At 33.7% G+C, this 22,007-nt stretch carries 28 protein-coding genes; 26 read left to right on the plus strand and 2 right to left on the minus strand.

Annotation, left to right across the window (positions count from 1 at the left end; all coding sequences use genetic code 11):
* Nucleotides 1-17: 17 nt before the first annotated feature.
* From JUD45_RS00855 to trxA, 5 genes are all read left to right on the plus strand, one after another.
* Nucleotides 18-329, plus strand: coding sequence for a DUF1292 domain-containing protein (locus tag JUD45_RS00855; protein ID WP_138726931.1), 312 nt, complete (start codon nt 18-20; stop codon nt 327-329).
* 109 nt (nt 330-438) lie between these two features.
* The gene (gene zapA, locus JUD45_RS00860; protein ID WP_187155738.1) at nt 439-702 is read left to right on the plus strand and encodes a cell division protein ZapA; all 264 of its coding nucleotides are present in this window, start codon (nt 439-441) and stop codon (nt 700-702) included.
* On the plus strand, nt 702-1,187 hold the full coding sequence (locus JUD45_RS00865; protein ID WP_187155739.1) for a CvpA family protein: 486 nt from the start codon (nt 702-704) through the stop codon (nt 1,185-1,187). The genes zapA and JUD45_RS00865 overlap by 1 nt, the downstream gene beginning before the upstream one ends.
* A gap of 13 nt (nt 1,188-1,200) precedes the next feature.
* A complete protein-coding gene (locus tag JUD45_RS00870; RefSeq protein ID WP_138726929.1) occupies nt 1,201-3,558 on the plus strand; it encodes an endonuclease MutS2 in 2,358 nt (785 codons plus the stop codon).
* An 84-nt stretch (nt 3,559-3,642) separates the two neighbouring features.
* Nucleotides 3,643-3,960: a thioredoxin gene (trxA, locus tag JUD45_RS00875; RefSeq protein ID WP_272946541.1), complete on the plus strand. Its 318-nt coding sequence runs from the start codon at nt 3,643-3,645 to the stop codon at nt 3,958-3,960.
* A gap of 46 nt (nt 3,961-4,006) precedes the next feature.
* Here the strand turns inward: trxA and JUD45_RS00880 are convergent, their stop codons facing one another.
* Complete coding sequence (locus tag JUD45_RS00880; protein ID WP_138726928.1) at nt 4,007-4,498, minus strand: YslB family protein; 492 nt, start codon at nt 4,496-4,498, stop codon at nt 4,007-4,009.
* Nucleotides 4,499-4,662: 164 nt separating this feature from the next.
* Here JUD45_RS00880 and racE point away from each other — a divergent pair, with 164 nt between their 5' ends.
* The 20 genes from racE (at nt 4,663) to JUD45_RS07080 (ending at nt 20,326) form a co-directional block, all read left to right on the plus strand.
* Entirely contained in the window at nt 4,663-5,478 is an 816-nt protein-coding gene (gene racE, locus JUD45_RS00885) for a glutamate racemase (protein WP_225424292.1), read from the plus strand.
* Between the two features lie 2 nt (nt 5,479-5,480).
* Nucleotides 5,481-6,071 carry an XTP/dITP diphosphatase gene (locus tag JUD45_RS00890; RefSeq protein ID WP_138726926.1) on the plus strand — a complete coding sequence of 197 codons (591 nt, stop codon included), beginning with the start codon at nt 5,481-5,483 and terminating at the stop codon, nt 6,069-6,071.
* Between the two features lie 69 nt (nt 6,072-6,140).
* Nucleotides 6,141-6,518, plus strand: a complete 378-nt coding sequence (locus JUD45_RS00895; RefSeq protein WP_187155742.1) for a DUF948 domain-containing protein — start codon at nt 6,141-6,143, stop codon at nt 6,516-6,518.
* A 15-nt stretch (nt 6,519-6,533) separates the two neighbouring features.
* Entirely contained in the window at nt 6,534-6,956 is a 423-nt protein-coding gene (locus tag JUD45_RS00900; protein WP_138726924.1) for a YtxH domain-containing protein, read from the plus strand.
* Between the two features lie 155 nt (nt 6,957-7,111).
* A complete protein-coding gene (gene ccpA, locus JUD45_RS00905; protein ID WP_187155743.1) occupies nt 7,112-8,113 on the plus strand; it encodes a catabolite control protein A in 1,002 nt (333 codons plus the stop codon).
* A gap of 95 nt (nt 8,114-8,208) precedes the next feature.
* A complete protein-coding gene (locus JUD45_RS00910; RefSeq protein ID WP_034532182.1) occupies nt 8,209-8,943 on the plus strand; it encodes a YebC/PmpR family DNA-binding transcriptional regulator in 735 nt (244 codons plus the stop codon).
* Between the two features lie 90 nt (nt 8,944-9,033).
* Nucleotides 9,034-9,942, plus strand: coding sequence for a competence type IV pilus ATPase ComGA (gene comGA, locus JUD45_RS00915; protein ID WP_187155744.1), 909 nt, complete (start codon nt 9,034-9,036; stop codon nt 9,940-9,942).
* The gene (locus JUD45_RS00920; RefSeq protein WP_138726921.1) at nt 9,920-10,891 is read left to right on the plus strand and encodes a type II secretion system F family protein; all 972 of its coding nucleotides are present in this window, start codon (nt 9,920-9,922) and stop codon (nt 10,889-10,891) included. The genes comGA and JUD45_RS00920 overlap by 23 nt, the downstream gene beginning before the upstream one ends.
* A 3-nt stretch (nt 10,892-10,894) precedes the next feature.
* On the plus strand, nt 10,895-11,200 hold the full coding sequence (gene comGC, locus JUD45_RS00925; protein WP_138726920.1) for a competence type IV pilus major pilin ComGC: 306 nt from the start codon (nt 10,895-10,897) through the stop codon (nt 11,198-11,200).
* Between the two features lie 55 nt (nt 11,201-11,255).
* The gene (locus JUD45_RS00930; RefSeq protein ID WP_138726919.1) at nt 11,256-11,621 is read left to right on the plus strand and encodes a hypothetical protein; all 366 of its coding nucleotides are present in this window, start codon (nt 11,256-11,258) and stop codon (nt 11,619-11,621) included.
* Between the two features lie 10 nt (nt 11,622-11,631).
* Nucleotides 11,632-11,790: a hypothetical protein gene (locus JUD45_RS00935; RefSeq protein WP_187155746.1), complete on the plus strand. Its 159-nt coding sequence runs from the start codon at nt 11,632-11,634 to the stop codon at nt 11,788-11,790.
* The gene (locus JUD45_RS00940) at nt 11,759-12,181 is read left to right on the plus strand and encodes a competence type IV pilus minor pilin ComGF (protein WP_203619470.1); all 423 of its coding nucleotides are present in this window, start codon (nt 11,759-11,761) and stop codon (nt 12,179-12,181) included. Before JUD45_RS00935 ends, JUD45_RS00940 begins: the two co-directional genes overlap by 32 nt.
* Before the next feature lie 236 nt (nt 12,182-12,417).
* Entirely contained in the window at nt 12,418-13,452 is a 1,035-nt protein-coding gene (locus JUD45_RS00945) for a class I SAM-dependent methyltransferase (RefSeq protein ID WP_138726917.1), read from the plus strand.
* A 10-nt stretch (nt 13,453-13,462) separates the two neighbouring features.
* Entirely contained in the window at nt 13,463-14,653 is a 1,191-nt protein-coding gene (locus JUD45_RS00950) for an acetate/propionate family kinase (protein ID WP_054608076.1), read from the plus strand.
* 203 nt (nt 14,654-14,856) lie between these two features.
* On the plus strand, nt 14,857-16,227 hold the full coding sequence (locus tag JUD45_RS00955; protein ID WP_138726916.1) for an amino acid permease: 1,371 nt from the start codon (nt 14,857-14,859) through the stop codon (nt 16,225-16,227).
* 122 nt (nt 16,228-16,349) lie between these two features.
* On the plus strand, nt 16,350-16,958 hold the full coding sequence (locus JUD45_RS00960; RefSeq protein WP_138726915.1) for a metallophosphoesterase: 609 nt from the start codon (nt 16,350-16,352) through the stop codon (nt 16,956-16,958).
* 13 nt (nt 16,959-16,971) lie between these two features.
* The gene (locus tag JUD45_RS00965; RefSeq protein ID WP_225424293.1) at nt 16,972-18,345 is read left to right on the plus strand and encodes a bifunctional metallophosphatase/5'-nucleotidase; all 1,374 of its coding nucleotides are present in this window, start codon (nt 16,972-16,974) and stop codon (nt 18,343-18,345) included.
* 12 nt (nt 18,346-18,357) lie between these two features.
* Nucleotides 18,358-18,906, plus strand: coding sequence for a YutD family protein (locus JUD45_RS00970; protein WP_034532203.1), 549 nt, complete (start codon nt 18,358-18,360; stop codon nt 18,904-18,906).
* A gap of 12 nt (nt 18,907-18,918) precedes the next feature.
* Nucleotides 18,919-19,698: a TIGR01457 family HAD-type hydrolase gene (locus tag JUD45_RS00975; protein WP_187156046.1), complete on the plus strand. Its 780-nt coding sequence runs from the start codon at nt 18,919-18,921 to the stop codon at nt 19,696-19,698.
* Between the two features lie 16 nt (nt 19,699-19,714).
* Nucleotides 19,715-20,326, plus strand: a complete 612-nt coding sequence (locus JUD45_RS07080; protein ID WP_190238366.1) for a TIGR01906 family membrane protein — start codon at nt 19,715-19,717, stop codon at nt 20,324-20,326.
* A gap of 30 nt (nt 20,327-20,356) precedes the next feature.
* On the opposite strand, the gene JUD45_RS00985 is transcribed toward JUD45_RS07080, so the two are convergent.
* The gene (locus tag JUD45_RS00985) at nt 20,357-20,995 is read right to left on the minus strand and encodes a VTT domain-containing protein (protein WP_138726911.1); all 639 of its coding nucleotides are present in this window, start codon (nt 20,993-20,995) and stop codon (nt 20,357-20,359) included.
* Nucleotides 20,996-21,142: 147 nt separating this feature from the next.
* Here JUD45_RS00985 and JUD45_RS00990 point away from each other — a divergent pair, with 147 nt between their 5' ends.
* On the plus strand, nt 21,143-21,733 hold the full coding sequence (locus JUD45_RS00990) for a peptidylprolyl isomerase (protein ID WP_138726910.1): 591 nt from the start codon (nt 21,143-21,145) through the stop codon (nt 21,731-21,733).
* Nucleotides 21,734-22,007 lie beyond the last annotated feature (274 nt).

Here is a 22,007-nt window from a genome sequence, read left to right on the forward strand (position 1 = left end):
GAAAAGAGGGCTTAGCAATGGACAACAACGAAGAAGAACAACAGCAAATTTCATTAGTTGACGAAAAAGGAAACGAAGAATTATACGACGTTTTATTCACTTTCGAATCTGATGATTTTGGCAAATCATACATCCTACTTTACCCTGCCGGTAAAGCAGATGATGAAGAAGTTAACATTGAAGCATATGCCTTACCAGAAGGCGATGATCCAATGGACCCACAAGGTGGAGACTTACAATTAATCGAAACTGATGAAGAATGGGAAATGGTTGAATCAGTGCTAAACACTTTATTAGATACCGATGACGGTGACGATGAAGAAGAATAAGTAACAACATAAAAGATGCCGTAATGGCGTCTTTTTTTGTGTTCTTTACTGGTTATAGTCTGCCTTTTCATGCTAAAATAGTGATGAAGTTAATGGAGGTTTATCGAAAATGAACGACACGAATCAACGCTTTAAAGCTAGTATTGGAAAAAAGAATTATACATTTGTAGGGAAGAGTTCTGCAGATCACATGAAGACAGTGACTGAGTTAATGAATCGCCAATTGGTTCAATTAAAGGAAATGTCACCTGATATTAATGATGAAGATGCGGCTATTTTGTTAGCATTTAATGCATTTTCAGAACAAATTAAGTTGCAAGAAAAATTAAATGAATTAACTGAAAATAATGAAGAAGAAGGAAACATTAACTAATGCTATTTAATATTATTATAGTTTTATTGCTTGTTTATGGTGGATACGATGGATATCACCGTGGTTTAGCACAAGAAATATTACGTGTTGTTGGTTTTTTGTTTAGCCTACTTGTGTCATTATATTTTTCAAGAGATTTGAGTCAGGCAATTTTTGCTAATAGTAGTTTGATTAATGATCAAATTTTATGTAATAGTATTAGCTTCTTTATTATATTTTTAATTTCTGGAATTTGTGTACGTATTGTAATTTCTTTAATAGACAAAATTACCCATATTCCAGTAATTCACCAACTTAATGCAATTGGTGGAACTATTATAGGATTGATAATTGCTTATTTATCAGTTTTATTTATCTTAAATGTTATTTCTGTTCTACCAAGCAATCAAATAACAAAACAATATCATCAGTCATCAGTTGCTGAGTTTATTGTTCATAAAACACCAATTATTTCACACGATTTATATGAAAAATGGCTAAGATAAGGTGATTAAATAAATGAATGAAAAAGTTCTATCAACTTTAGAATATGAAAAGGTTAAGAGCTCCATCGAGCAATACTTAACTACAAGAAATGGGAAAAAGGAACTAGCTGCACTATCACCGGTAGACAATCCTAACACTATTAATATGTGGCTTGATGAAACTGATGATGGAGCACATATTTTACGTTTAGATAAAGAAATTTCTATTCCCAAACTTGATGACGTTACTCCATACATGAAACGTTTAAAGATTGATGCTTCATTGAATGGTAGTGAACTATCAAAGATAAATAAGATTTTAAAGACATCTAACTATCTAGTTAGATTTTTTAATAACTTAAGAGACGATGAAGTATCATTAAATCGTTTATATAAACTAATTAATGAAATTCAGGCCGTTCCAAACATCTCACAACGACTATCTGATTCAATTGACGATGATGGCAGATTATTGAATACTGCTTCAAAGGAATTAAATTCAATTAGACGTCGAATGGATGTTATCAAAGGTGAAGTGCGTTCAATTATGAATCAATTCACTCAAAAACACAGTAAGGATTTAACTGAACCAATCGTCACAATCAGAGAAGACAGAATGGTTTTACCAGTTAAAGCTGAAAATAAAAATAAGTTTGGTGGGATTGTCCATGATCGTAGTTCTTCAGGCCAAACATTGTACATTGAACCAGCTTCAACAGTTGGTTTGAATACAGAACTTCGTCAAAAACAAATTGAAGAACGCCACGAAGAAAGACGTATCTTAATCGAATTATCTGACTTAATTCGTCCTTACCAAAGTGAAATTATTAATAACTCTAAGATATTAGGACACTTGGATTTAATTAATGCCAAGGCTAAATATGCGAGAGATTTGAAGGCAACCAGACCAGTTGTATCAAGCGAAAATCATGTTAACTTAAAGCAAGCTAGACATCCTTTAATTGATATGAATAAGGTCGTTGCTAATGATTTATACATTGGTAAAGATAACAAGGCAATTATTATCACTGGTCCTAATACCGGTGGTAAGACCATTACTATCAAGACATTAGGACTACTTCAATTGATGGCTCAATCTGGATTGTTTGTGACAGCCAATGAAGGTTCATCCGTTGCTGTATTTGACAATGTCTTTGCTGACATTGGTGATGAACAGTCAATTGAACAAAACCTAAGTACATTCTCATCACATATGGATAATATCGTTGATATTTTAGATGGAATCACTAAGAAGAGTTTGGTAATTCTTGATGAATTAGGTGCTGGAACTGACCCTAAAGAAGGTTCTGCATTGGCCATCGCTATTTTAGACAAAATTGCTGAAAAAGATTGTGATGTTGTTGCTACGACTCATTATCCTGAATTAAAAGTTTATGCATACAATCGTCCTCAAACGATTAATGCATCTATGGAGTTCGATAGTGAAACCCTTCAACCAACTTATCATTTAATGATGGGTGTTCCTGGTCAAAGTAATGGTTTGAATATTGCATCTAGACTTGGTTTGGATGAGTCAATCATTACTGAAGCCAGATCACTTGTTGACCAAGACAGTCAAGACTTAAACACGATGATTGTTGAATTAACTGAACAAACAAAGCGTGCTCGTGTTGAGGCCGATGAACTAAAAGTTCAATTGGATGATGCAACCAAACTACACGAAGATTTGAGTGAAGAATACGCTAAGTACAAGAACCAAAAGGATCGCTTGGTGACTGCTGCTAAGCAACAAGCAAATGAAATTGCTGAAGCTGCTAAGAAGAAAGCTGACGCAATTATCAAGGATCTTCATGAAAAGCAACGTAAGGTTGGTCAAGTTACCATCAAGGAAAATGAATTGATTGACGCTCAAGGTCAATTGAACTCATTACGTCATGACGTTAACCTGGTTAATAATCGTGTGTTGAAGAAGGCAAAAGCTAAACACGATTTCCATAAGGGTGACGACGTTATGGTGAAATCATACGGACAACGTGGTGTATTGGTTAAAAAGTTAGATGACAATGAATGGGAAGTTCAATTGGGAATTCTTAAGATGAGAATTGCTGAAGGCGACCTTGAAAAAATCAAAGTTGATAATGATGAACAAAGATTTAATACCAAGGTTAAGAGAACTGCTTCCAAACGTGTATCTGCTAAGTTAGATTTACGTGGTCATCGCTATGAAGAAGCAATGCATGAAGTTGATCAATACTTGGATTCTGCCGTTCTTGCGGGATATCCTTCCGTTACAATTATTCACGGAAAGGGGACTGGAGCACTTAGACAAGGTGTCACAGATATGCTTTCCAGTGATAGAAGAGTTGAATCCTTTAATTATTCACCAGCAAATGCTGGAGGCGACGGTTCCACAGTGGTAAAATTGAAATAGAAAATTAAATCGTATAAGACTTATTCTTTGCATTTAATTACTAAACAGTCTAAACTTACTTTCAGTAAGAAAAATAAGGAGGCTATTAATATGGTTTCAGAAACAACAGATAAGACATTTGAAAAAGATACTGCCGAAGGTGTTACTTTAACTGATTTTTGGGCAACTTGGTGTGGTCCTTGCCGTATGCAATCACCAGTTGTAGATCAATTATCTGAAGAAATGGGTGACAAGGTAACATTCAACAAGATGGATGTTGACCAAAACCCAGAAACACCACAAAAGTTTGGTATTATGAGTATTCCAACTTTATTAGTAAAGAAGGATGGCGAAGTTGTAGATAGCATCGTGGGTTACCACAGCAAAGAACAACTTGCTAAAATCTTAAACCAATACCTATAAGACAATAAAAAAGAACGCTTAGCATTGCTAAGCGTTCTTTTTTTTATTATTGCTTTAAATCAAATTCTTTAACGGAATCTTCAATTACTGGAGCAGGATGTTTTGGATCCATATGTACTCTAATAAGGACGGTTCCATCTTTTTCTTCTTTCGGATTCATTTCAGCTTCAGAAATAACGCCAAATTGTTGTTGAGCAATTTGGGCTAGGAAACCAGATTCGAACATGAAGTCTGCATCTGGGTTGGCTTCGATTCTTTTAGCAACGATATCTCCGCTCAAAGTCCATTTAATTTCATGCTTGTTTTCAGAAGCAACTGATAGGTCACCTAAACCTGATTGTTTGAAAAATAGAACAGTATCCAAAGCATCTTTTAGTGGGAACTTTCTGGCAATCTTTTTACCAGCCCAGTACATGATGCTGTGGGTATCGTTTCCCAATAAATCGTTTAATAATACGTCTCTTAACAATTCTTGGCCCCATAGAGGACGAGTAGAATCATTATCAATTATTTTATTGTAAAGATTATTATTATCCATACTTGTTAACCTCAATTCCTTATATACAAATACATTATATTATAAATTTATCATAATTTATATATCTCAGTAGAAATTAAAGCAAATGTTTATCCTTAATAAATGTCAGATGGTGCTAAAAATGGTAATATAATAGTAATGGAACTGAAAAGAGGGTTACTACTTTGAGCAAAAAAGCGATTGGTTTTATGGATTCCGGAGTAGGTGGCTTAACTGTTGCTAAGCTGGCTATGAAGGAATTACAAAACGAAAATATTGCATATTTGGGTGATGAAGCCCGTTTACCATACGGTGAAAAATCAAAAGAAGAAATTCAACAATATTCTCTACAAATAGCAAACTTCTTAATTAAAACAGAAGATATTAAAATGCTTGTGATTGCTTGTAATACAGCAACTTCATATGCTTTAGAATATTTACAAGAACATCTTTCAATCCCAGTAATTGGTGTTGTTAACCCTGGAAGCATTGCTGCGGTCAATAGTACAAAGACCAATCGTGTTGGATTAATTGCCACAAATGGGACTGTTAAGAGTGGTGCTTATGAAAAAGAAATTAACAAAATTAATAATAATGTTGAAGTATTTAGCCAAGGATGTCCAAGATTTGTTCCAATGGTGGAAAATCAAGAATATAAAGATTCAAGAACCCAAGGGGTAATCAATAATGATTTATCGACTATCAATGCAGATAGTGTTGATACCTTAATTCTTGGATGTACTCATTTTCCAATCATGCGTGAATTAATTCAAAAATCAGTTGGAGATTCTGTTAAATTAATTGATCCAGGATATGAGACAGTTAAGCAAATCAAGAAAATTTTACAACAACATCATCTTGAAAATGATGAAGAAGAAAATACTACTTATTCATTCTATACCACTGGTGATGCTAATAATTTTAATCAGGTTGCAAACGAATGGCTTAACTATGATGTACACGCTAAGCATTTACCAATTAAAAAACTAGAGGAGCTATGATTATGGAAACAATTGTAATTGCGACTAACAATCAAAATAAGGCCCGCGAATTTCGCGAAATGTTTGCCGATAAAAATATCGACTTTAAAACACTTGCAGATTTTCCAGAATTAGGTAAAATTATTGAAAATGGTGAGTCATTTGAAGAAAATGCCACCATTAAAGCACAAGCCATTTTCGAGCGAACTAACTTAGCCGTTTTAGCTGATGATTCTGGTTTGGAAGTGCCTGCATTAAATAATGAACCTGGAATTCATTCAGCTAGATATGCTGGAGACCATGATGATGACGCGAACAATAAAAAGCTATTAGCAAAATTAGGTGATAGTGACAAGCGTGACGCTAAATTTGTGACTTGCTTAGTATTATTGAATCAACATGGTGAAAAATTCGTCGTTTATGGAACCGTAGAGGGAACCATTTTAAAATCACCAAGAGGTAATAATGGTTTTGGATACGACCCATTATTTTATGTACCAAGTAAGAAGAAGACCATGGCAGAAATGTCTGATCATGAAAAAAATGAGATAAGCCATCGTGGAAATGCAATTAAACAACTATATAGTAAGTTTGACGAATGGTGGAAGGCTTAAGATTAAACTAATTGTAAGATTAAATAGTAAATGCTATTATAATCATATAAACGTATGAGGAGGGGTTGCATGACAATTGGAGGATTAGCTGGTTTGATTGCTGCAGTTGCATTTTTCATTGTTGCAATTTGTGCTGCAGTTCTACTAATCAAGTTATCTAAGACTGTTGATGAGGTAAATAAGAATATTAATTCTATTTCCCAAGATATTGATGTAATATCAAAACAAGCCGAAGATATTTTAGCTAGCTCAAATTCATTAGTTAAGGATGTTAATGAAAAAATCAACACCTTGGATCCAGTTTATCAAGCTGCTGCAGATGTTGGACAAAGCGTTAGCGATTTAAATAACGCAACTCAAAACTTAGCCAAAAAGTTCCAAAACAGAAAGAAAAAATCATTTATGGAAAAAGCCGCAGGAGCTGGCTTTAGAATGTTTAAAAAATAAAAGGGAGTGTTTTTTATGAAAAAGACAGGACTATTTTTATTAGGATTAACTACTGGTGCAGCAGCTGCTGCATACATTGCATACCGTAAAATGGATGATGAAAAGACAAAGGAATTCGTTAACAGTACTGTAAAGACTGCCAACGACCTAAAAGATCGTGCATTAGACTATGCTTTTTACGCTTTAGATTCTGTTGATGACGTAAAAGAACAACTACAATACAAGACCTCAGATGCAAAGTCAAAGATTAAAGATGCTGCAGGTAAGGTTAACGATAATGTAGTTAACAAAGCACAATACTACTATGACGAAGGTAGTACCCAATTCCACAAAGCAGCTGACAACTTGAGAAATCAAGTTAGAAAAAATGCTGATGACAGTCAAGATATTGTCATCGATCCAGATGCTTTAAAACAAGAAGATAATTTAAGTAAATAATTTTAAATTGTAAAAGAGGCCTGACTTTGTCTGGTCTCTTTTATTTCTTAAAGAGGTGGTAGTCTTGTTAAATCGTCTTTTATCTGATATATTTGTAAACATATTGAAAGCGCTATGAAAACAAACCAGGCGGACTTAAAGAGGAGTTTGAGAGAATGGAAAAGCAAAATGTAACTATTTACGATGTTGCTAGAGAATCTGGTGTTTCCATGGCTACTGTTTCTAGAGTTTTGAATGGAAACAGTAACGTACGACAAGCAACCAAAGAAAAAGTGTTGAAGGTCATAGATGATCTGGACTATCGCCCTAATGCTGTTGCAAGGGGACTAGCAAGTAAGAAGACAACAACGGTTGGGGTAATCATTCCCGATGTAACCGATGGATACTTTTCTTCACTAGCTCGTGGAATTGATGATATTGCTACTATGTACAAGTACAATATCATTTTAGCCAATTCGGATGATAATCCTGATAAGGAAGCATCAGTACTAAATACATTGTTAAGTAAACAAGTTGATGGAATTATCTTTATGGGTAATGAAATTAATGATGATTTAAGAGCTGATTTTAAGCGTTCTGACTGTCCAATCGTGCTTGCAGGTTCAGTTGATATTAACAATTCTGTACCTAGTGTAAACATCGATTATGCAGATGCTGTTATGAATGAGACAGAACGTTTAATCAAAAATGGTAATTCTAGAATTGCCTTTGCATCTGGTTCAATGAAACAAGATGTTAATAAGGAATACCGACTAAAAGGATATGTTTCAGCTCTAGAAAACAATAACATCAAGTTTGATGACAAATTGGTTTTCGAAACAAAGGGAACATATGAAGATGGTTATGACTTAGCTGAAAAAATTATCAATGATAAGATTACTGCGGCTGTAGCAACTAATGATGAATTGGCTGCCGGAATTTTAAATGGAATGACCGATAGAGGTGTTTCAGTGCCACAAGATTTTGAATTATTCACAAGTAATAATACAAAATTAGCTAAGATGATGAGACCACAATTGTCTTCAATCACTCAACCTTTATATGATATTGGTGCGGTAGCAATGAGATTATTGACCAAGATTATGAATAAAGAAGAGATTGATAACCGTTATGTGGTTTTAGGCTATGAAATAGTTGAACGCGACTCAACTAAATAGCTGATATAGTAACTTGATTAATTATATACTGATTGATATAATTGATATGTTTGTAAACTAATGAAACAATAGAATTCGAGAGGAGTGCTGTGATTATGTCAGGACATTCAAAATGGCATAACATTCAAGGACGTAAAGGTGCCCAAGATAAAAAACGTGGTAAGATTTTCCAAAAATTGTCTCGTGATTTATACCAAGCTGCTAAAGCTGGTGGTCCAGAACCAGATGGTAACCCACAATTACGTCTTGTGATTGATAAAGCTCATGCTGCCAACATGCCTAAGGATAACATTCAACGTGCTATCGATAAGGCTTCTGGTCAAGGTGGAGCAAACTACGAAGAAATTACTTACGAAGGATATGGACCTGCTGGTACAGCTATCATGGTTTCTTGCTTAACTGATAACAAGAACCGTACTGCTGCTGCCGTACGTTCAGCATTCAGTCACCATGGTGGTTCACTAGGATCAAATGGTTCTGTTTCATACATGTTTGACCGTAAAGGATACATCGTTATCCTACGTGACGGTTTAGATGTTGATGAAGACAGCATGTTAATGGATGTATTAGATGCTGGTGGAGAAGACATGAAGTCAGATGATGACCAATTTGAAATCTTTACTGCACCTTCAGATTTAACTGCTGTTAGAGATGCTTTACAAGAAAAATATGATTTAGATACTGCTGAAGTAACAATGTTCCCTCAAAACAAGACTGCTGTACCAAGTGACAAAGTTTCACAATACACTGGTCTAATTGACGAACTTGATGAAAACGATGACGTTCAAGACGTTTACGAAGCAGCTGAATTACCTGAAGCAGCTGAATAATTTAAAAGGATGCACATTTGTGCATCCTTTTTTGTATAAAAATAAATGAAACCTCTACTTTTTTCGAATATAAAAAGTGGAGGTTTTTTTATGAGTATTTCAAATTATTTTGATAATTTAATTAATCAAGCAGTTGAAGAAAAAATAAAAGATATATATCTGCTGCCGATTAATGAAAATTATGTTGTTAGAGAACATACAGGGATGGATATTTTAAATCATGATTGCATTAATTATGATAAAGCAACTAAATTAATTAACTATTGTAAATATATTGCTGGGATGTCTATTAGTGAACGGAGGAGACCACAGATTGGTTCTTTTGAGTTTGTGTCGAATCAAAAGAAATTTTTCTTGCGATTTTCCTCAGTCGGGAATTACAAGAACCACGAGACAATGGTCATCAGAATTATTTATTCTTTAGACGATGAAACAATTAATTATGATGATGAAAATCAGTTTCACCGTTTGAAGGAATTAGCTGACCAAAATGGCATGATTATTTTTGCAGGTAAGACAGGTTCAGGTAAAACGACATCCATTTATCATTTAGCCAATGCTATGAGTCGTAATAAATTAATCATGAGCATTGAAGATCCGGTGGAAATTATTGATACCAATTTTCTTCAATTGCAGGTCAATGAATCAGCTGACATGGGATACGATGAATTAATTAAAGTAGGCTTAAGAAGCCGTCCTGACGTATTCATTATTGGTGAAATTAGAGATGCTAATACAGCTAAATCTGCAATACGTGCATCGTTATCAGGACACTTAGTGCTGACCACAATTCATGCTAGAAATATTGATGGTGTGATTAATCGTTTAAGTCAACTGGGATGTGATTATGACGATTTATTCAATTGTTTAAATGCGGTCGTTTTCCAAAAATTATCTATAAAAAATCAAAAAGAGCTTTCCGTCAACATGGATATTAGGAATGACTTTAAAGATTTAAAAGAAAGGATAATTGGCAATGGCAAAGCTATCATTGAATAAACAATATTATTTATTTAAAAACCTAAGTGATCTGTTTAGCTCAGGATTTACTATTAAGGAATCGCTACAATTTCTATCCGAAGTGGGAGGTAGACAGTCTACCATTAAGAAAATTGTTAATAAGCTAAGTGAAGGTAATAGTTTTAGTAGCAGCATATTAGGGCTTGTTCAAAATGATTTTTATAATCAAATCATGATTAGCGAAAAGTATGGTGATTTATCTTCCTGCTTATCTGAATTGAGTCATTTTATTGAGGTTAAATTAAAAAATAAATCGAAGATTAGGGACTTGCTTTTTTATCCCATTGTTTTAGTCATTATTTTAATTGGAATTGTATATGCGATAAATAGTTTTGTTTTACCTCAACTTAGTTCGATTAATGCCATGCAACATTACGATTTAAGCTGGCTATATGTAATTTTATTCTTTGCTTTCTTGGTAATGTTAACCATTTTTATTATGTATAAACGCTTACCACTGCTTAGAAAACGAGATGTTATATCTAGAATCCCATTTATAGGAAAGATTTATAAGGCTTACATGGGATATATATTATCTCTAGAGCTAAAAATGCTGATAAAGAACGGAATCGATTTAAAAAATATATTGAAAATATTAAAAGACTTCAAGCCTAATACAATTATGTACTTATTAGGTGTTAAAGCTAGGCATCTAGCTAACAAAGGTGAGGATATTGGGAAATTAACGAAGATATATTCTTTTGTTCCGTCAGAATTTAATGGATTTTTTCACCATGGATCAAAAACATCTGAGATATTAGTTAAATTAGATGCATTTTCCCAAATTAAGTTCGAGGAAATGAATCGTCGCTCAAATCAGCTAATTAACCTAATTCAGCCGCTGTTATTTTTATTTATTGGAATTTGTATTGTATTGGCATATTTAGTTGTTCTAATGCCAATTTATTCATCATTGAAAGGAATTTAAGAAATGAACAAGAAAAAATCAGGATTTACATTAATTGAAATGACAATTGTACTATTTATTATCTCGTTATTAATTTTGATTGTTATTCCAAATGTTTCAGGTCAAAGAAAACACGCAACTGACATACACGTGCACGCAATGCAGACACTAGTTCAAGGACAAATTGATTCATTTGTTTCAGATGATAATCAATCTGATGTAAGTATGGATGCACTTGTTAAAAATGGTTATTTAACCCAAAAACAAGCAGACCAAGCTCAAGAAGAGGGCATTCAAATTGTTGACAATAAGGCTGTATCAAAAGAATAAACGAGCATTTACAACAATTGAGATGCTAATTGTTTTAATTATTAGCACTTTTTTTATGTCGCTAAGTATTTTTTTATATGATGGGGTCCATGTTAACGATAAAGAATTGGAAGAAGAATTTTGGACAAATTTTAAGGCTTACTGGAGACGAACAATTGAAACCAACGAATACAAACATGTGTCAACTCAGATATATGTTGATGGTCACGACGTTGTATTTTATAACTTTAGAAAGCACATGAGACTTCGAATGCCTAATAGTTTGTCAGTTCAACCGGCATTCTTAATAATGGTTAATAGTGATGGATATTCTGCACCACAAACATACGAGTGGTTTTCGAAAAAAACGAATACACGTTATCTTTTGAAAGTACAACTAGGCGGGGGAACTTATAAACTGTATGAAAAGTATTATGAATAGAGGCTTTATTATGATTGATTCAATTACCGCATTGACGTTGATTTCAGTTGGGATGATTTTTTTCTGTGAAGCCAATCAATATATGTATACTAGTCTTGGTAAAGCAAGAAGTTTATTAATACAAAAGAGAATAGATTATGAAAAGAAAAAAGGGCTTTACGATTATTGAAACAATTATTTCACTGGTGATTTTAGGATTAATTGCTTTTACGATTACTTTGATTAATCCTTTAAAAAAATCGTATAATCAAAAAAATAGTCATGCAGTGGATTTTCAACTTTTTTTGAATAATTTAGAATCATCAAAAAAACGATATGTTTTAAATGGGAAAGTAGCTGCATATTTAGTACGAATGACTAGTAAAGATTCTGGAAAAGACTATCGGATGTTTCAGTATAATAGTTTAATAATTATCTCAGGTGCCAATGGTGGCTATGCACCAATTTTAGATGAGGTCAAATTTGCTTCTTTTAAGGAAGTTAAAAAGCATTTGATGATTAAAGTAGTGTTCAGCAATAATGAAACTTATGAGGATGTGAGCTCTATATCTTATGAATAAAAAACGTGGATCAGCAACATTAATTGCAATTATCATTTTATCTGTTTTATCGATTTTCTTATTGATAAAATACGAAAAATATAATGCTGAAATGCAGACCATAGATAAAATGATAAAAAGTTATGAGTAACGACAATTTATATGCAAGTTATTAATGGTTTATCTTGAATTTTCTTATAAAAATCTGGTAATATGAAAGTTGTTATTAAGTGATAATACTTTTAAGGGAGTTGAGTGTGCTGACTGAGAAAGATACAGAAACTCTGTTTAAAGTTTTCAATTCTTCAGCTGAAATCTTGAAAGACAAGCTAGGGGTATCATATCTTGATGCATTCATTGAGACTGGAGATAACCTTATCAATGACGGACAAGTTCATGTTGAAGATGGTATACCAGATAGTGACACAGTTTCTAAGTTAGAAGGATTATACCGAGACGTAGATTATCAATCTATGGATGCAGAAACTGTAAGAAAGGCAATTCAAATTTGCATGATTAAGGCAACCAAAGAGGATGCTATTCAAGCAAATCACCAAATAACACCTGATACAATAGCTTCTATTATGGGCTACTTAGTTATTAGATTAGTTAAGAATGCCAAGCATCTACAGATTCTGGATTTATCCGTTGGAATGGGTAACCTATTAACTACGGTTATGAATCAATTGAAGGATGCAGTTAAGGATATTGATTTGCATGCTATCGGAATTGATAATGATGATTCCATGTTAGCCGTTTCAAGCATAAGTTCACAAATGCAAAGAAACGATAAAAATACTGAACTTATTTACCAAGATTCAGTTGCCAATATTTTGGTAGATGATGCAGATCTAGTAATTTCTGATTTACCAATTGGGTATTATCCGATTGATGAAAATACCACTAACTATAAGACAAGATCAACAGATGGTCATTCATATGCTCACCACTTGTTAATCGAACAAGGGATGAACCATATCAAACCAGGTGGTTATGGGGTTTTCTTAGTACCAAGTAATATCTTTAACACGCCGGAATCAAAATCATTGTTAAAATGGATTCAAGATAATGCTTATCTTCAAGCATTGTTGAATCTACCAAAAGAAATATTTAATAATGCTAATGCTCAAAAAGCAATTTTGATTCTACAAAAGCATGGTGAAGATGCCCACCAAGTTGAAAAAATTATGATTGGTGAGTTCCCATCATTTAACGAAGTATCTGCTTTCCAAAAATTCTTAGCAGAACTAGTTGAGTGGGAAGAAAAGGATTTATTATCTAAAAAAAGTTAGGAGAACTATTATGGGAAAGTCAATTGCAATTAACGCAGGAAGTTCCACATTAAAATTTAAATTATTCGAAATGCCTTCAGAAAAATTAATTTCAAGCGGGGCAATCGATAGAATTGGTTTAACTAAATCAGATGTTGAAATTAAATATGGTGATGGTGAAAAATTCCAAAAGACAATGGATATTCAAAACCACGAAGAAGCCATCAAACTTGTATTAGACAAACTACTAAGCCTAAACATTATTGCTGATTACAACGAAATCACAGGTGTTGGTCACCGTGTTGTTGCCGGTGGTGAATACTTCACTGATTCAGTTGTTATTGATGATGATGTTTTAAGTAAGTTAGAAGAACTATCAGAACTAGCTCCACTTCACGAACCAGCAAACATTCTAGGAATTAAAGCATTCAAGAAGATTTTGCCAGACGTAATTAGTGTTGCTGTATTCGATACTTCATTCCATACTTCAATGCCAGAAGAAAACTACATGTATGCTTTACCATACAAGTACTACCGTGATCACAAAGCTAGAAAATATGGTGCACATGGTACTAGTTACCGTTACGTATCAGGCCGTGCTGCAGCAATGATGGGCAAGAAACTAGAAGACTTAAAGCTAGTTATCATGCACTTAGGTGCCGGTGCTTCAATTTGTGCCGTAGACCATGGTAAGTCATTAGATACCTCAATGGGCTTCACTCCATTAACTGGTATCATGATGGCTACTAGATCTGGTGATGTTGATCCTTCACTACTTGCTTACATTATGGAAAAAGAAGGCATTTCAGATATTAATGAAATGATTAGCATCCTAAACAAGAAGTCAGGTTTAGCTGGTGTATCTGAAGTTTCTGCTGATATGAGAGATCTAGAAGCAGTTAAGGATGAAAATCACCAAGCTGAATTAGCTCGTAACATGTACATGAACAGAATCGTTAGATACGTTGGTCAATACGTTGCTGAAATGAACGGTGTTGATGGTATCGTATTTACAGCCGGTGTTGGTGAAAATGATATTGGTATCAGACAAGAAGTTGCTGATAAGTTAAGCTACTTCGGTGTTAAGGTTGATCCTGAAAAGAACCACATTCGTGCCGTTGAAAGAGACATCAGTGCTGACGATGCTAAGATTAAGACATTATTAATTCCTACAAACGAAGAATTAATGATTGTTAGAGATATCGAACGTCTTAAAAAATAATGAAAAAGGGACCGAATAAGGTCTCTTTTTTATTTTCATGGATTGATGAAAATAATTCATTTAAATATAAATAACATGAACAAACGTTGAAACGCCGCGGATTAAACGTTGCTAAGTGCCAGTCTATAAAGGTTCAGACGTATTGTAGTTCAAATAAAATATGTATAATTAACATCATAGAATATTTAGAGGAGGGTGATGAAATGCAAGAATCACCGAAACAAGAAGGCCAACAGCTTTCTAGAGGTTTAAAAAATCGTCATGTTCAATTAATCGCTTTGGGTGGAACAATCGGAACTGGTTTGTTCCTAGGAGCTGGGGAATCCATCCAATTCGCGGGACCATCAATTATTTTAGCTTACTTAATTGCTGGAATCGCCGGATTCTTTATCATGAGATCACTTGGTGAATTATTATTATCAAACGTTGATTGTCATTCATATATTGAATTTATTGAAAAGTACTTAGGTGAAAAGATGGGATTCGTTGCTGGTTGGACTTATTGGGCCTGCTGGATAACAATTGCCATGGCTGAAATCACAGCTGCCAGTTTGTACATAAAATATTGGTTCCCAAGTGTGCCACAATGGATAACTGGTTTAATCATCATTATTATTTTGTTCCTATTGAACACAATTAATGTATCAGCATTTGGTGAAACTGAATTCTGGTTTGCTTTGATTAAGGTTGTTGCTATTTTAGCTTTAATCGCAACAGGAATTGTACTAGTAATTATTAATTACAAGACTCCAGTTGGACATGCAAGTCTTGGTAACTTATTTGGTCACAAGATGTTTGCACATGGTATCTCAGGATTCTTAATGAGTTTTCAAATGGTAATCTTTAGTTTCGCTGGAATTGAAATGATTGGTATGACTGCTTCAGAAACACATGATCCTGAAAAGGTTATTCCAAAGGCTATCAATGAAGTACCTTCAAGAATTTTAATTTTCTACATTGGTTCATTAGTTGCATTAATGTGCATCTACCCATGGAACTACATCAATGCTGATTCAAGTCCATTTGTGCAAGTATTCCAAAATATTGGAATTGCCGGAGCTGCATCAATCATTAACTTTGTTGTTCTAACTGCGGCTGTATCCGCATGTAACTCATCAATCTTCACAACAGGTAGAATGGCATACTCACTATGCTACGGTACTGGCAATAAGGTTGGTAAGAAGATTGGTTCATTAACCAAGAATGGTTTACCAGCTGCTGGAATTGTATTCTCAATTGCTGTTATCGCAATTTCACTAATTTTAAACGCATTTATGCCAAACGGTGTTTTCCAATTAATTTCAAGTGTGGCTACCACATGCTTCCTATTCATTTGGGGATTAATCGTAATTGCACATATCAAGTACAGAAAGACTGTTAAGAAGAACAAGGAAGAAGACAAGTTAACATTTAAGATGCCTTTATTCCCACTTTCAAGTTACTTTGTATTAGCATTCCTACTATTTGTAGCAGTTGTATTGCTATTTAGAGTAGACACAATGATTCCATTAATCGGATCAATCGTATGGATTGTATTTCTATACATCTTTAAGGTTGTCAAAGACCGCGTATAAAAAATAAAACAGTTTCAACGACTAATTACTTAATTAAGTGGTTAGTTTGCTTGAAGCTGTTTTTTTATTTTTCATTTGGTCAATAATAGTTTATTCTATTAGTAAGGAAGTAGGTGGCAAGAATGAAATACTTTATAGCTGATACGCATTTTCTTGATAAACACATGATAGGAAATAAGAATTTCGCGCCACGACCATATTTCTTTGTGGATGAGATGGATAACGATATCATTAAAAACTGGAATGAAGAGGTTTCTGACAGTGATATTGTTTATCATCTAGGTGATATCGCAGTCTGTCATGAAAAGCCTCAAAGAAAAGCACATGAAAAAATTTATGATATTTTAAAACAATTGAATGGACAGATAGTCTTTATTAAAGGAAATCATGACAGTAGAGCTTTGTTTAAGTTCATTGAGAAAAATAACTATGAATTAAATGGGAAACCAAAGTTTTCTTTCCACGATGTCGGTGCCTTGATTAAGATGAATCACGCTCAGTACTATATGACCCACTATCCATTGATGATGGGCCAGGTTGGACCAATTATTGATCTTCATGGGCATATTCATCACTATTCAGTGCCGGTAAAGGAAAATATTAATGTTGGGGTAGATAGTCCAGAAAAAGACTATTTAGGCTATGAGAAGCCATTTGGTGCTCCGTTTAGCGAACGGGATATTTTCAAGATGGTGGAACAAAAGAAAATTGATTTTGCCAAAAGACGATAAGGAGGAAGTAAGTTTGGAGAAAATTGCTATTTTACATACCAATGATTTACATTCACACTTTGAAAATTGGCCAAGAATAAAAAGATATTTAATTAGCGAAAAACAAAAGTTGGAAAAAGAAGGCTACTTTGTTATTACCGTTGATTTAGGAGATGCTTTAGATAGAGCTGACCCATTAACCGATGCTACCAACGGTAAAGCAAACGTTGAATTGTTAAACGAAATAGGCTATGATGCTGCCACAATTGGTAATAATGAAGGCCTAACTAATAGTAAAGACCAGTTGAACCATTTGTATGATGATGCTAACTTTGACGTCGTTTTAGCTAATATTGTTGATTCTGATACTAAGAAGAGACCTAGTTGGGCTAACGAAACAAAGATGATTAACACACCAGCAGGTAATCATATCAAGATTTATGGTTTAACAGCCCCATACCAATCAACATATACTCTTGAGGGATGGACACCAATCGATGATCAAGAAAAAATTCCGGAATTGTTAGATAATGATAAAGATGATGAAGTACTTGTATTGTTATCACATTTAGGAGTTACTCAAGATAGATTGATTGCTAAGAAATTTCCACGTTTTGACGTTATCATTGGAAGTCATACTCATCATTTGTTTGAACATGGTGAAAGAGATAATCAATCATTATTGGCTGCTGCTGGGAAATATGGTTACTATGTTGGAAAAGTAACATTAGAAGTAGAAGAAGATCACGTTATCAATAGTGAAGCTAGTGTCGTTAAAACAAGTGACTTACCGGTTGAACCTCAAGATAGTAAGTGGCTTGATTCTTTAGAAAAACGTGGTCAAGACATTTTGGCTCAATCTAAAGTTGCTAAGTTAGATGAAAAAATGGATAATGGTCTTCGTGGTAAGCCAAGAATGGTTAGCGAATTTCTAACTGCGATGAAAGAAAAAGCTGGAACTAAAGCAGCAATCGTTAATAACGGATTATTTCTACATGCTATTCCAAAGGGAATTGTAGATAAGAACCAATTACATCAAATCTTGCCACATTCCATGCATGTAACTAAGACAACATTATCAGGAAGTGACTTATGGCGCATGGTAATGGAAATGCAAAAGAATTGGAAATTCCTAATTGCATATGAACAAAAGGGAATGGGCTTTAGAGGAAAGTACTTTGGCCAATTAAACTATGATGGAATCGATGTTGATGACCAAAATAATGTTTATTTCGATGGTAAGTTGATTGATTTTAATCAGAACTATGAAATTGCATTACTAGATCATTACATTTTCATTCCTTTCTTCCCAACGGTTGCAATTAAGGGTGATAATAATATCTTGTATGATCAAACACTAAGAGAAGTGTTCGCATCATACCTATCAAAGAAATATCCGCTAGAATAGGAGAGGATAATTTTGGATCGTAAGAGTATTGAAGAGCTAGTTGAAGAAAAGAATAGTAACTATAAACCACTAGCTAACATTAAACTTGAAGACGAAAAGACTATTTTAATCAATGGTCACAAATACGAAATCATCAGTAATCGTAACAACTGTTTTAATATTGATGACTTCACTGCTAGTTACAATCCCATTTTTAGTCGATACAGCTTTATCGTTGGTGATTACGGTTATGGTGTATTGAGACTAAAGGGTTTCTCTGACGATGGTAGTAACACACCACTACAAAATCAATTTATGGCAATTCAAGATTATTTATATGAATATGCCAACATGGGTGCGGACTATTTTGTCTTGCATAACTTAGAAGTAAAGACTAAGCCAAATGGTTCTTTCAATAAGAGAAGAGGTCGTCGTTCATCTAATAAGAACAACCGTCATGCCTTTATCAAAGAAAAAGTAACAAATGAAAAGCCTCGTGTTGATAAAAGAGAACATGTGACAGTGACCCAATCAAAGGGACATGGTAAGAGACACTTTACAATCAAACAAAGAACGGACTAGGAGAGAATATTAATGACAAAGTATAAAGGTTATTTTATTGACCTTGATGGCACAATTTATGCCGGAAGTAAGAGAATTCCAGCTGCCAAGAGATTTATCGAAAGACTACAATCAAATGGGATTGATTTTCTATTTGTAACCAATAACACAACCAAGATGCCAGAGGATGTAGTTAAAAATCTAGGTGATAATCATGACATTCATGTGAGTGTTGATAATGTTTACACTGCCGGACTAGCTACTGCTGATTATGTAAAAAAAGATGCTGAAAGTAACCAATTTGACAAGACTGCTTATGTAGTTGGTGAAAAGGGATTAATAACTGCTCTTCAAAATAACGGTTTTGAAATTACTGATAATAACCCAAGTTATGTAATTGTTGGGTTAGATAGTTCAGTTACTTACGATAAATTAAGTAAGGCGGTTCTATTAGTAAGGGATGGTGCTAAGTTTATTGGTACTAATCCAGATAGTAATATTCCAACTGAAAAAGGGATGCAACCTGGAGCTGGTTCATTAGTAAAACTTGTTGAATATGCAACCCAACAAAAGCCGGTTTTGATTGGTAAACCAGAATCAATTATTATGCAAAATGCATTGGATAAGATTGGTCTAAGTAAATCTGATGTGGTAATGGTTGGAGACAACTACATGACTGACATTTCAGCGGGTATTAACTTTGGCATGGATACCCTAATTGTCTACACTGGTTTATCAACAAAGGAACAAGTGGCACAAAAAGAAGTACAACCAACTCATCAAATTGATTCATTGGATGACTGGGAAGTTTAATTTGAATATTGAATTTATGAAGTATCGAGCAATATCGTTAGTAATCATTTTGTGGTTTGTGACTTGCTCGGTATTTTTGTTTATGAACATGCCATTTATATATACGTCAGTTGTGCATGTATTAAACGTACAACATGATATTAAAATGAGTTCGGAACAAATAAGTGATAATTACTTATTGATTATTAGGTACTTACAGTCATTCTTTATTAGTAATATGCAAACAACGTTGCCAATTAATAATGTTGTGAGGATTCATTTTGGGGATGTTAGAAAGTTAATTCTCATAAATAATCTCTTTATGGTAGTTATGACACCACTAGTAATCAAATTATTGATTAAATTAAGAAAAAATCGTCTTTTGTGGCTTTTGAAATCAGCTTTAAAGCAAATTTATTCATGCTTTGTATTCATTGCTGTGTTTGCTTTAATTGATTTCAATGATGCTTTTATCTTCTTTCATAAAATTCTATTTAGAAACAACGATTGGATATTTAACGCAAAAAAAGAACCAATCATCTTACTGTTTCCAGATCAGTACTTTATGATTGGTTTCATCTTTATATTTATATTTGTAACTGTATTTTATTTAATACTATTACGATTTATTAATGAATCGATGCAATAAAAAAGGACCCCGATTTAGGAGTCCTTTTTATTATGCTTTCTTTTCTTTTTTGAATAATGCTACTAAAGCAGGGATACAAGTTACCAGGATGATACCAAGTACAACCACTGAGAAGTGTTCTTGTACAAATGGGATGTTTCCGAAGAAGTATCCTCCACCACAACATAGTAGTACCCACACGATACAAGCAGAAATGTTGTATTTAACAAATTTGCTGTATTTGTAACCGCTTGAGGCAGCGATGAATGGGGCAAATGTTCTAATGATTGGCATAAATCTTGCAATAAATATAGCTAAGATACCATACTTATCAAAGAATGTTTTTGCTTTGTCTAGTTGTTCTTGTTTAATGAACTTACCAATATGTTTTTGCTTAGTAAGTTTATTACCAACTTTTTCTCCAAGGAAGAAGTTTAGTGAGTCACCGACAATTGAAGCAATTAAGAATAATACGATAAATATAAATATACTTAGGTGATATTTTGGATTTGCAGAAATAGCGGCTGCTGCAAATAGTAATGAATCCCCAGGTAGGAAGGGCATAATTACGATTCCAGTTTCAATGAAGATTACTAGGAAAAGTAATAGGTAGGTCCAATCACCGAAATAATTAACCAAGTTAATGATGTGTTGGTCAATGTGTAATATAAAATCTATTAAAAGTTGCATTTCTCTCTCCTTTTGTTGTTTAACTATATTTTAACAAATTTACATGAATAACATTAAAGTTTTTTTAAAATAATTTAGTAAAAACACTTAATCATTTTTACTTCGTTAGCTATAATAGATATAGCAATTAAATATTTGGAGGACAAAATGACTCAATATCCACAATTAAGTATAGATGATAAATATAAGCCGATGGCTATTCTAAAGACGAATTATGGTGATATTCAAATAGCTTTGTTTGAAAAACAAGCACCTCAAGCAGTAGAAAACTTCATTAAATTGGCTGAAGTTGGTTACTATGATGGAACAACTTTCCATAGAGTTATTAAAGACTTTATGATTCAAGGTGGTGATCCCACAGCAACCGGTGCAGGAGGGGAAAGTATTTGGAATCGTCCATTTGATGATGAATTTTCTAAAGACTTATACAATGTACGTGGAGCTGTGTCTATGGCTAATTCTGGCCCAAACACCAACGGTAGTCAGTTCTTTATTGTACAAAATAAGACGCTTCCTGAAACACTAATGGATCAAATGAACGAAGCAGGATTCCCTGAAGAAATCATTGACTATTACGTTAAGAATGGTGGAACACCATGGCTAGATTTCAGACATACTGTATTCGGACAAGTAGTTAAGGGTATGGATATCGTTGACAAGATTGCAGATGCTAAAGTAGATGCAAGTGATAAACCTGTTGAAGATGTTCTAGTAAACAAAGTAGAAATTTTCAAATAAGTACTTGACCGTAAAAAGACTTCCTGGTAGTATAAATATTGCTGTTGAGAGAGATTGATTAATCTTCTCAAATGACCTTGAAAAATTGATGTTGACAGTGATTGATGATTTTGATATCATAATCAAGTCGCGTTAAATCAGTTGATTTTAAGCGTTGGCAAATAAAAAAAGTTATTGACACTGTGTTGATAATTTGCTATGATTAATGAGTTGTCAATTGAGACAACAAGTTAATAAAAGGTAGATCTTTGAAAACTGAACAAGATTGATAATC

The sequence above is a fragment of the Apilactobacillus nanyangensis genome (assembly GCF_016861915.1).
GTDB classification, from domain to species: Bacteria; Bacillota; Bacilli; order Lactobacillales; family Lactobacillaceae; genus Apilactobacillus; species Apilactobacillus nanyangensis.

Excerpts from the sequence above, each read along its gene's own strand:
- JUD45_RS00895 (WP_187155742.1), top strand. The coding sequence starts at position 6,141 with ATGACAATTGGAGGATTAGCTGGTTTGATTGCTGCAGTTGCATTTTTC.
- comGC (WP_138726920.1), top strand. The coding sequence starts at position 10,895 with ATGAACAAGAAAAAATCAGGATTTACATTAATTGAAATGACAATTGTA.
- JUD45_RS00975 (WP_187156046.1), top strand. The coding sequence starts at position 18,919 with ATGACAAAGTATAAAGGTTATTTTATTGACCTTGATGGCACAATTTAT.
- JUD45_RS00990 (WP_138726910.1), top strand. The coding sequence starts at position 21,143 with ATGACTCAATATCCACAATTAAGTATAGATGATAAATATAAGCCGATG.
- zapA (WP_187155738.1), top strand. The coding sequence starts at position 439 with ATGAACGACACGAATCAACGCTTTAAAGCTAGTATTGGAAAAAAGAAT.
- JUD45_RS00960 (WP_138726915.1), top strand. The coding sequence starts at position 16,350 with ATGAAATACTTTATAGCTGATACGCATTTTCTTGATAAACACATGATA.
- JUD45_RS00985 (WP_138726911.1), bottom strand. The coding sequence starts at position 20,995 with ATGCAACTTTTAATAGATTTTATATTACACATTGACCAACACATCATT.
- JUD45_RS00935 (WP_187155746.1), top strand. The coding sequence starts at position 11,632 with ATGATTGATTCAATTACCGCATTGACGTTGATTTCAGTTGGGATGATT.
- JUD45_RS00920 (WP_138726921.1), top strand. The coding sequence starts at position 9,920 with ATGGCAAAGCTATCATTGAATAAACAATATTATTTATTTAAAAACCTA.
- JUD45_RS00870 (WP_138726929.1), top strand. The coding sequence starts at position 1,201 with ATGAATGAAAAAGTTCTATCAACTTTAGAATATGAAAAGGTTAAGAGC.
- JUD45_RS00950 (WP_054608076.1), top strand. The coding sequence starts at position 13,463 with ATGGGAAAGTCAATTGCAATTAACGCAGGAAGTTCCACATTAAAATTT.
- JUD45_RS00930 (WP_138726919.1), top strand. The coding sequence starts at position 11,256 with ATGTCGCTAAGTATTTTTTTATATGATGGGGTCCATGTTAACGATAAA.
- ccpA (WP_187155743.1), top strand. The coding sequence starts at position 7,112 with ATGGAAAAGCAAAATGTAACTATTTACGATGTTGCTAGAGAATCTGGT.
- JUD45_RS00890 (WP_138726926.1), top strand. The coding sequence starts at position 5,481 with ATGGAAACAATTGTAATTGCGACTAACAATCAAAATAAGGCCCGCGAA.
- comGA (WP_187155744.1), top strand. The coding sequence starts at position 9,034 with ATGAGTATTTCAAATTATTTTGATAATTTAATTAATCAAGCAGTTGAA.
- JUD45_RS00910 (WP_034532182.1), top strand. The coding sequence starts at position 8,209 with ATGTCAGGACATTCAAAATGGCATAACATTCAAGGACGTAAAGGTGCC.
- JUD45_RS00955 (WP_138726916.1), top strand. The coding sequence starts at position 14,857 with ATGCAAGAATCACCGAAACAAGAAGGCCAACAGCTTTCTAGAGGTTTA.
- JUD45_RS07080 (WP_190238366.1), top strand. The coding sequence starts at position 19,715 with ATGAAGTATCGAGCAATATCGTTAGTAATCATTTTGTGGTTTGTGACT.
- JUD45_RS00900 (WP_138726924.1), top strand. The coding sequence starts at position 6,534 with ATGAAAAAGACAGGACTATTTTTATTAGGATTAACTACTGGTGCAGCA.
- JUD45_RS00865 (WP_187155739.1), top strand. The coding sequence starts at position 702 with ATGCTATTTAATATTATTATAGTTTTATTGCTTGTTTATGGTGGATAC.
- JUD45_RS00855 (WP_138726931.1), top strand. The coding sequence starts at position 18 with ATGGACAACAACGAAGAAGAACAACAGCAAATTTCATTAGTTGACGAA.
- JUD45_RS00940 (WP_203619470.1), top strand. The coding sequence starts at position 11,759 with ATGAAAAGAAAAAAGGGCTTTACGATTATTGAAACAATTATTTCACTG.
- JUD45_RS00880 (WP_138726928.1), bottom strand. The coding sequence starts at position 4,498 with ATGGATAATAATAATCTTTACAATAAAATAATTGATAATGATTCTACT.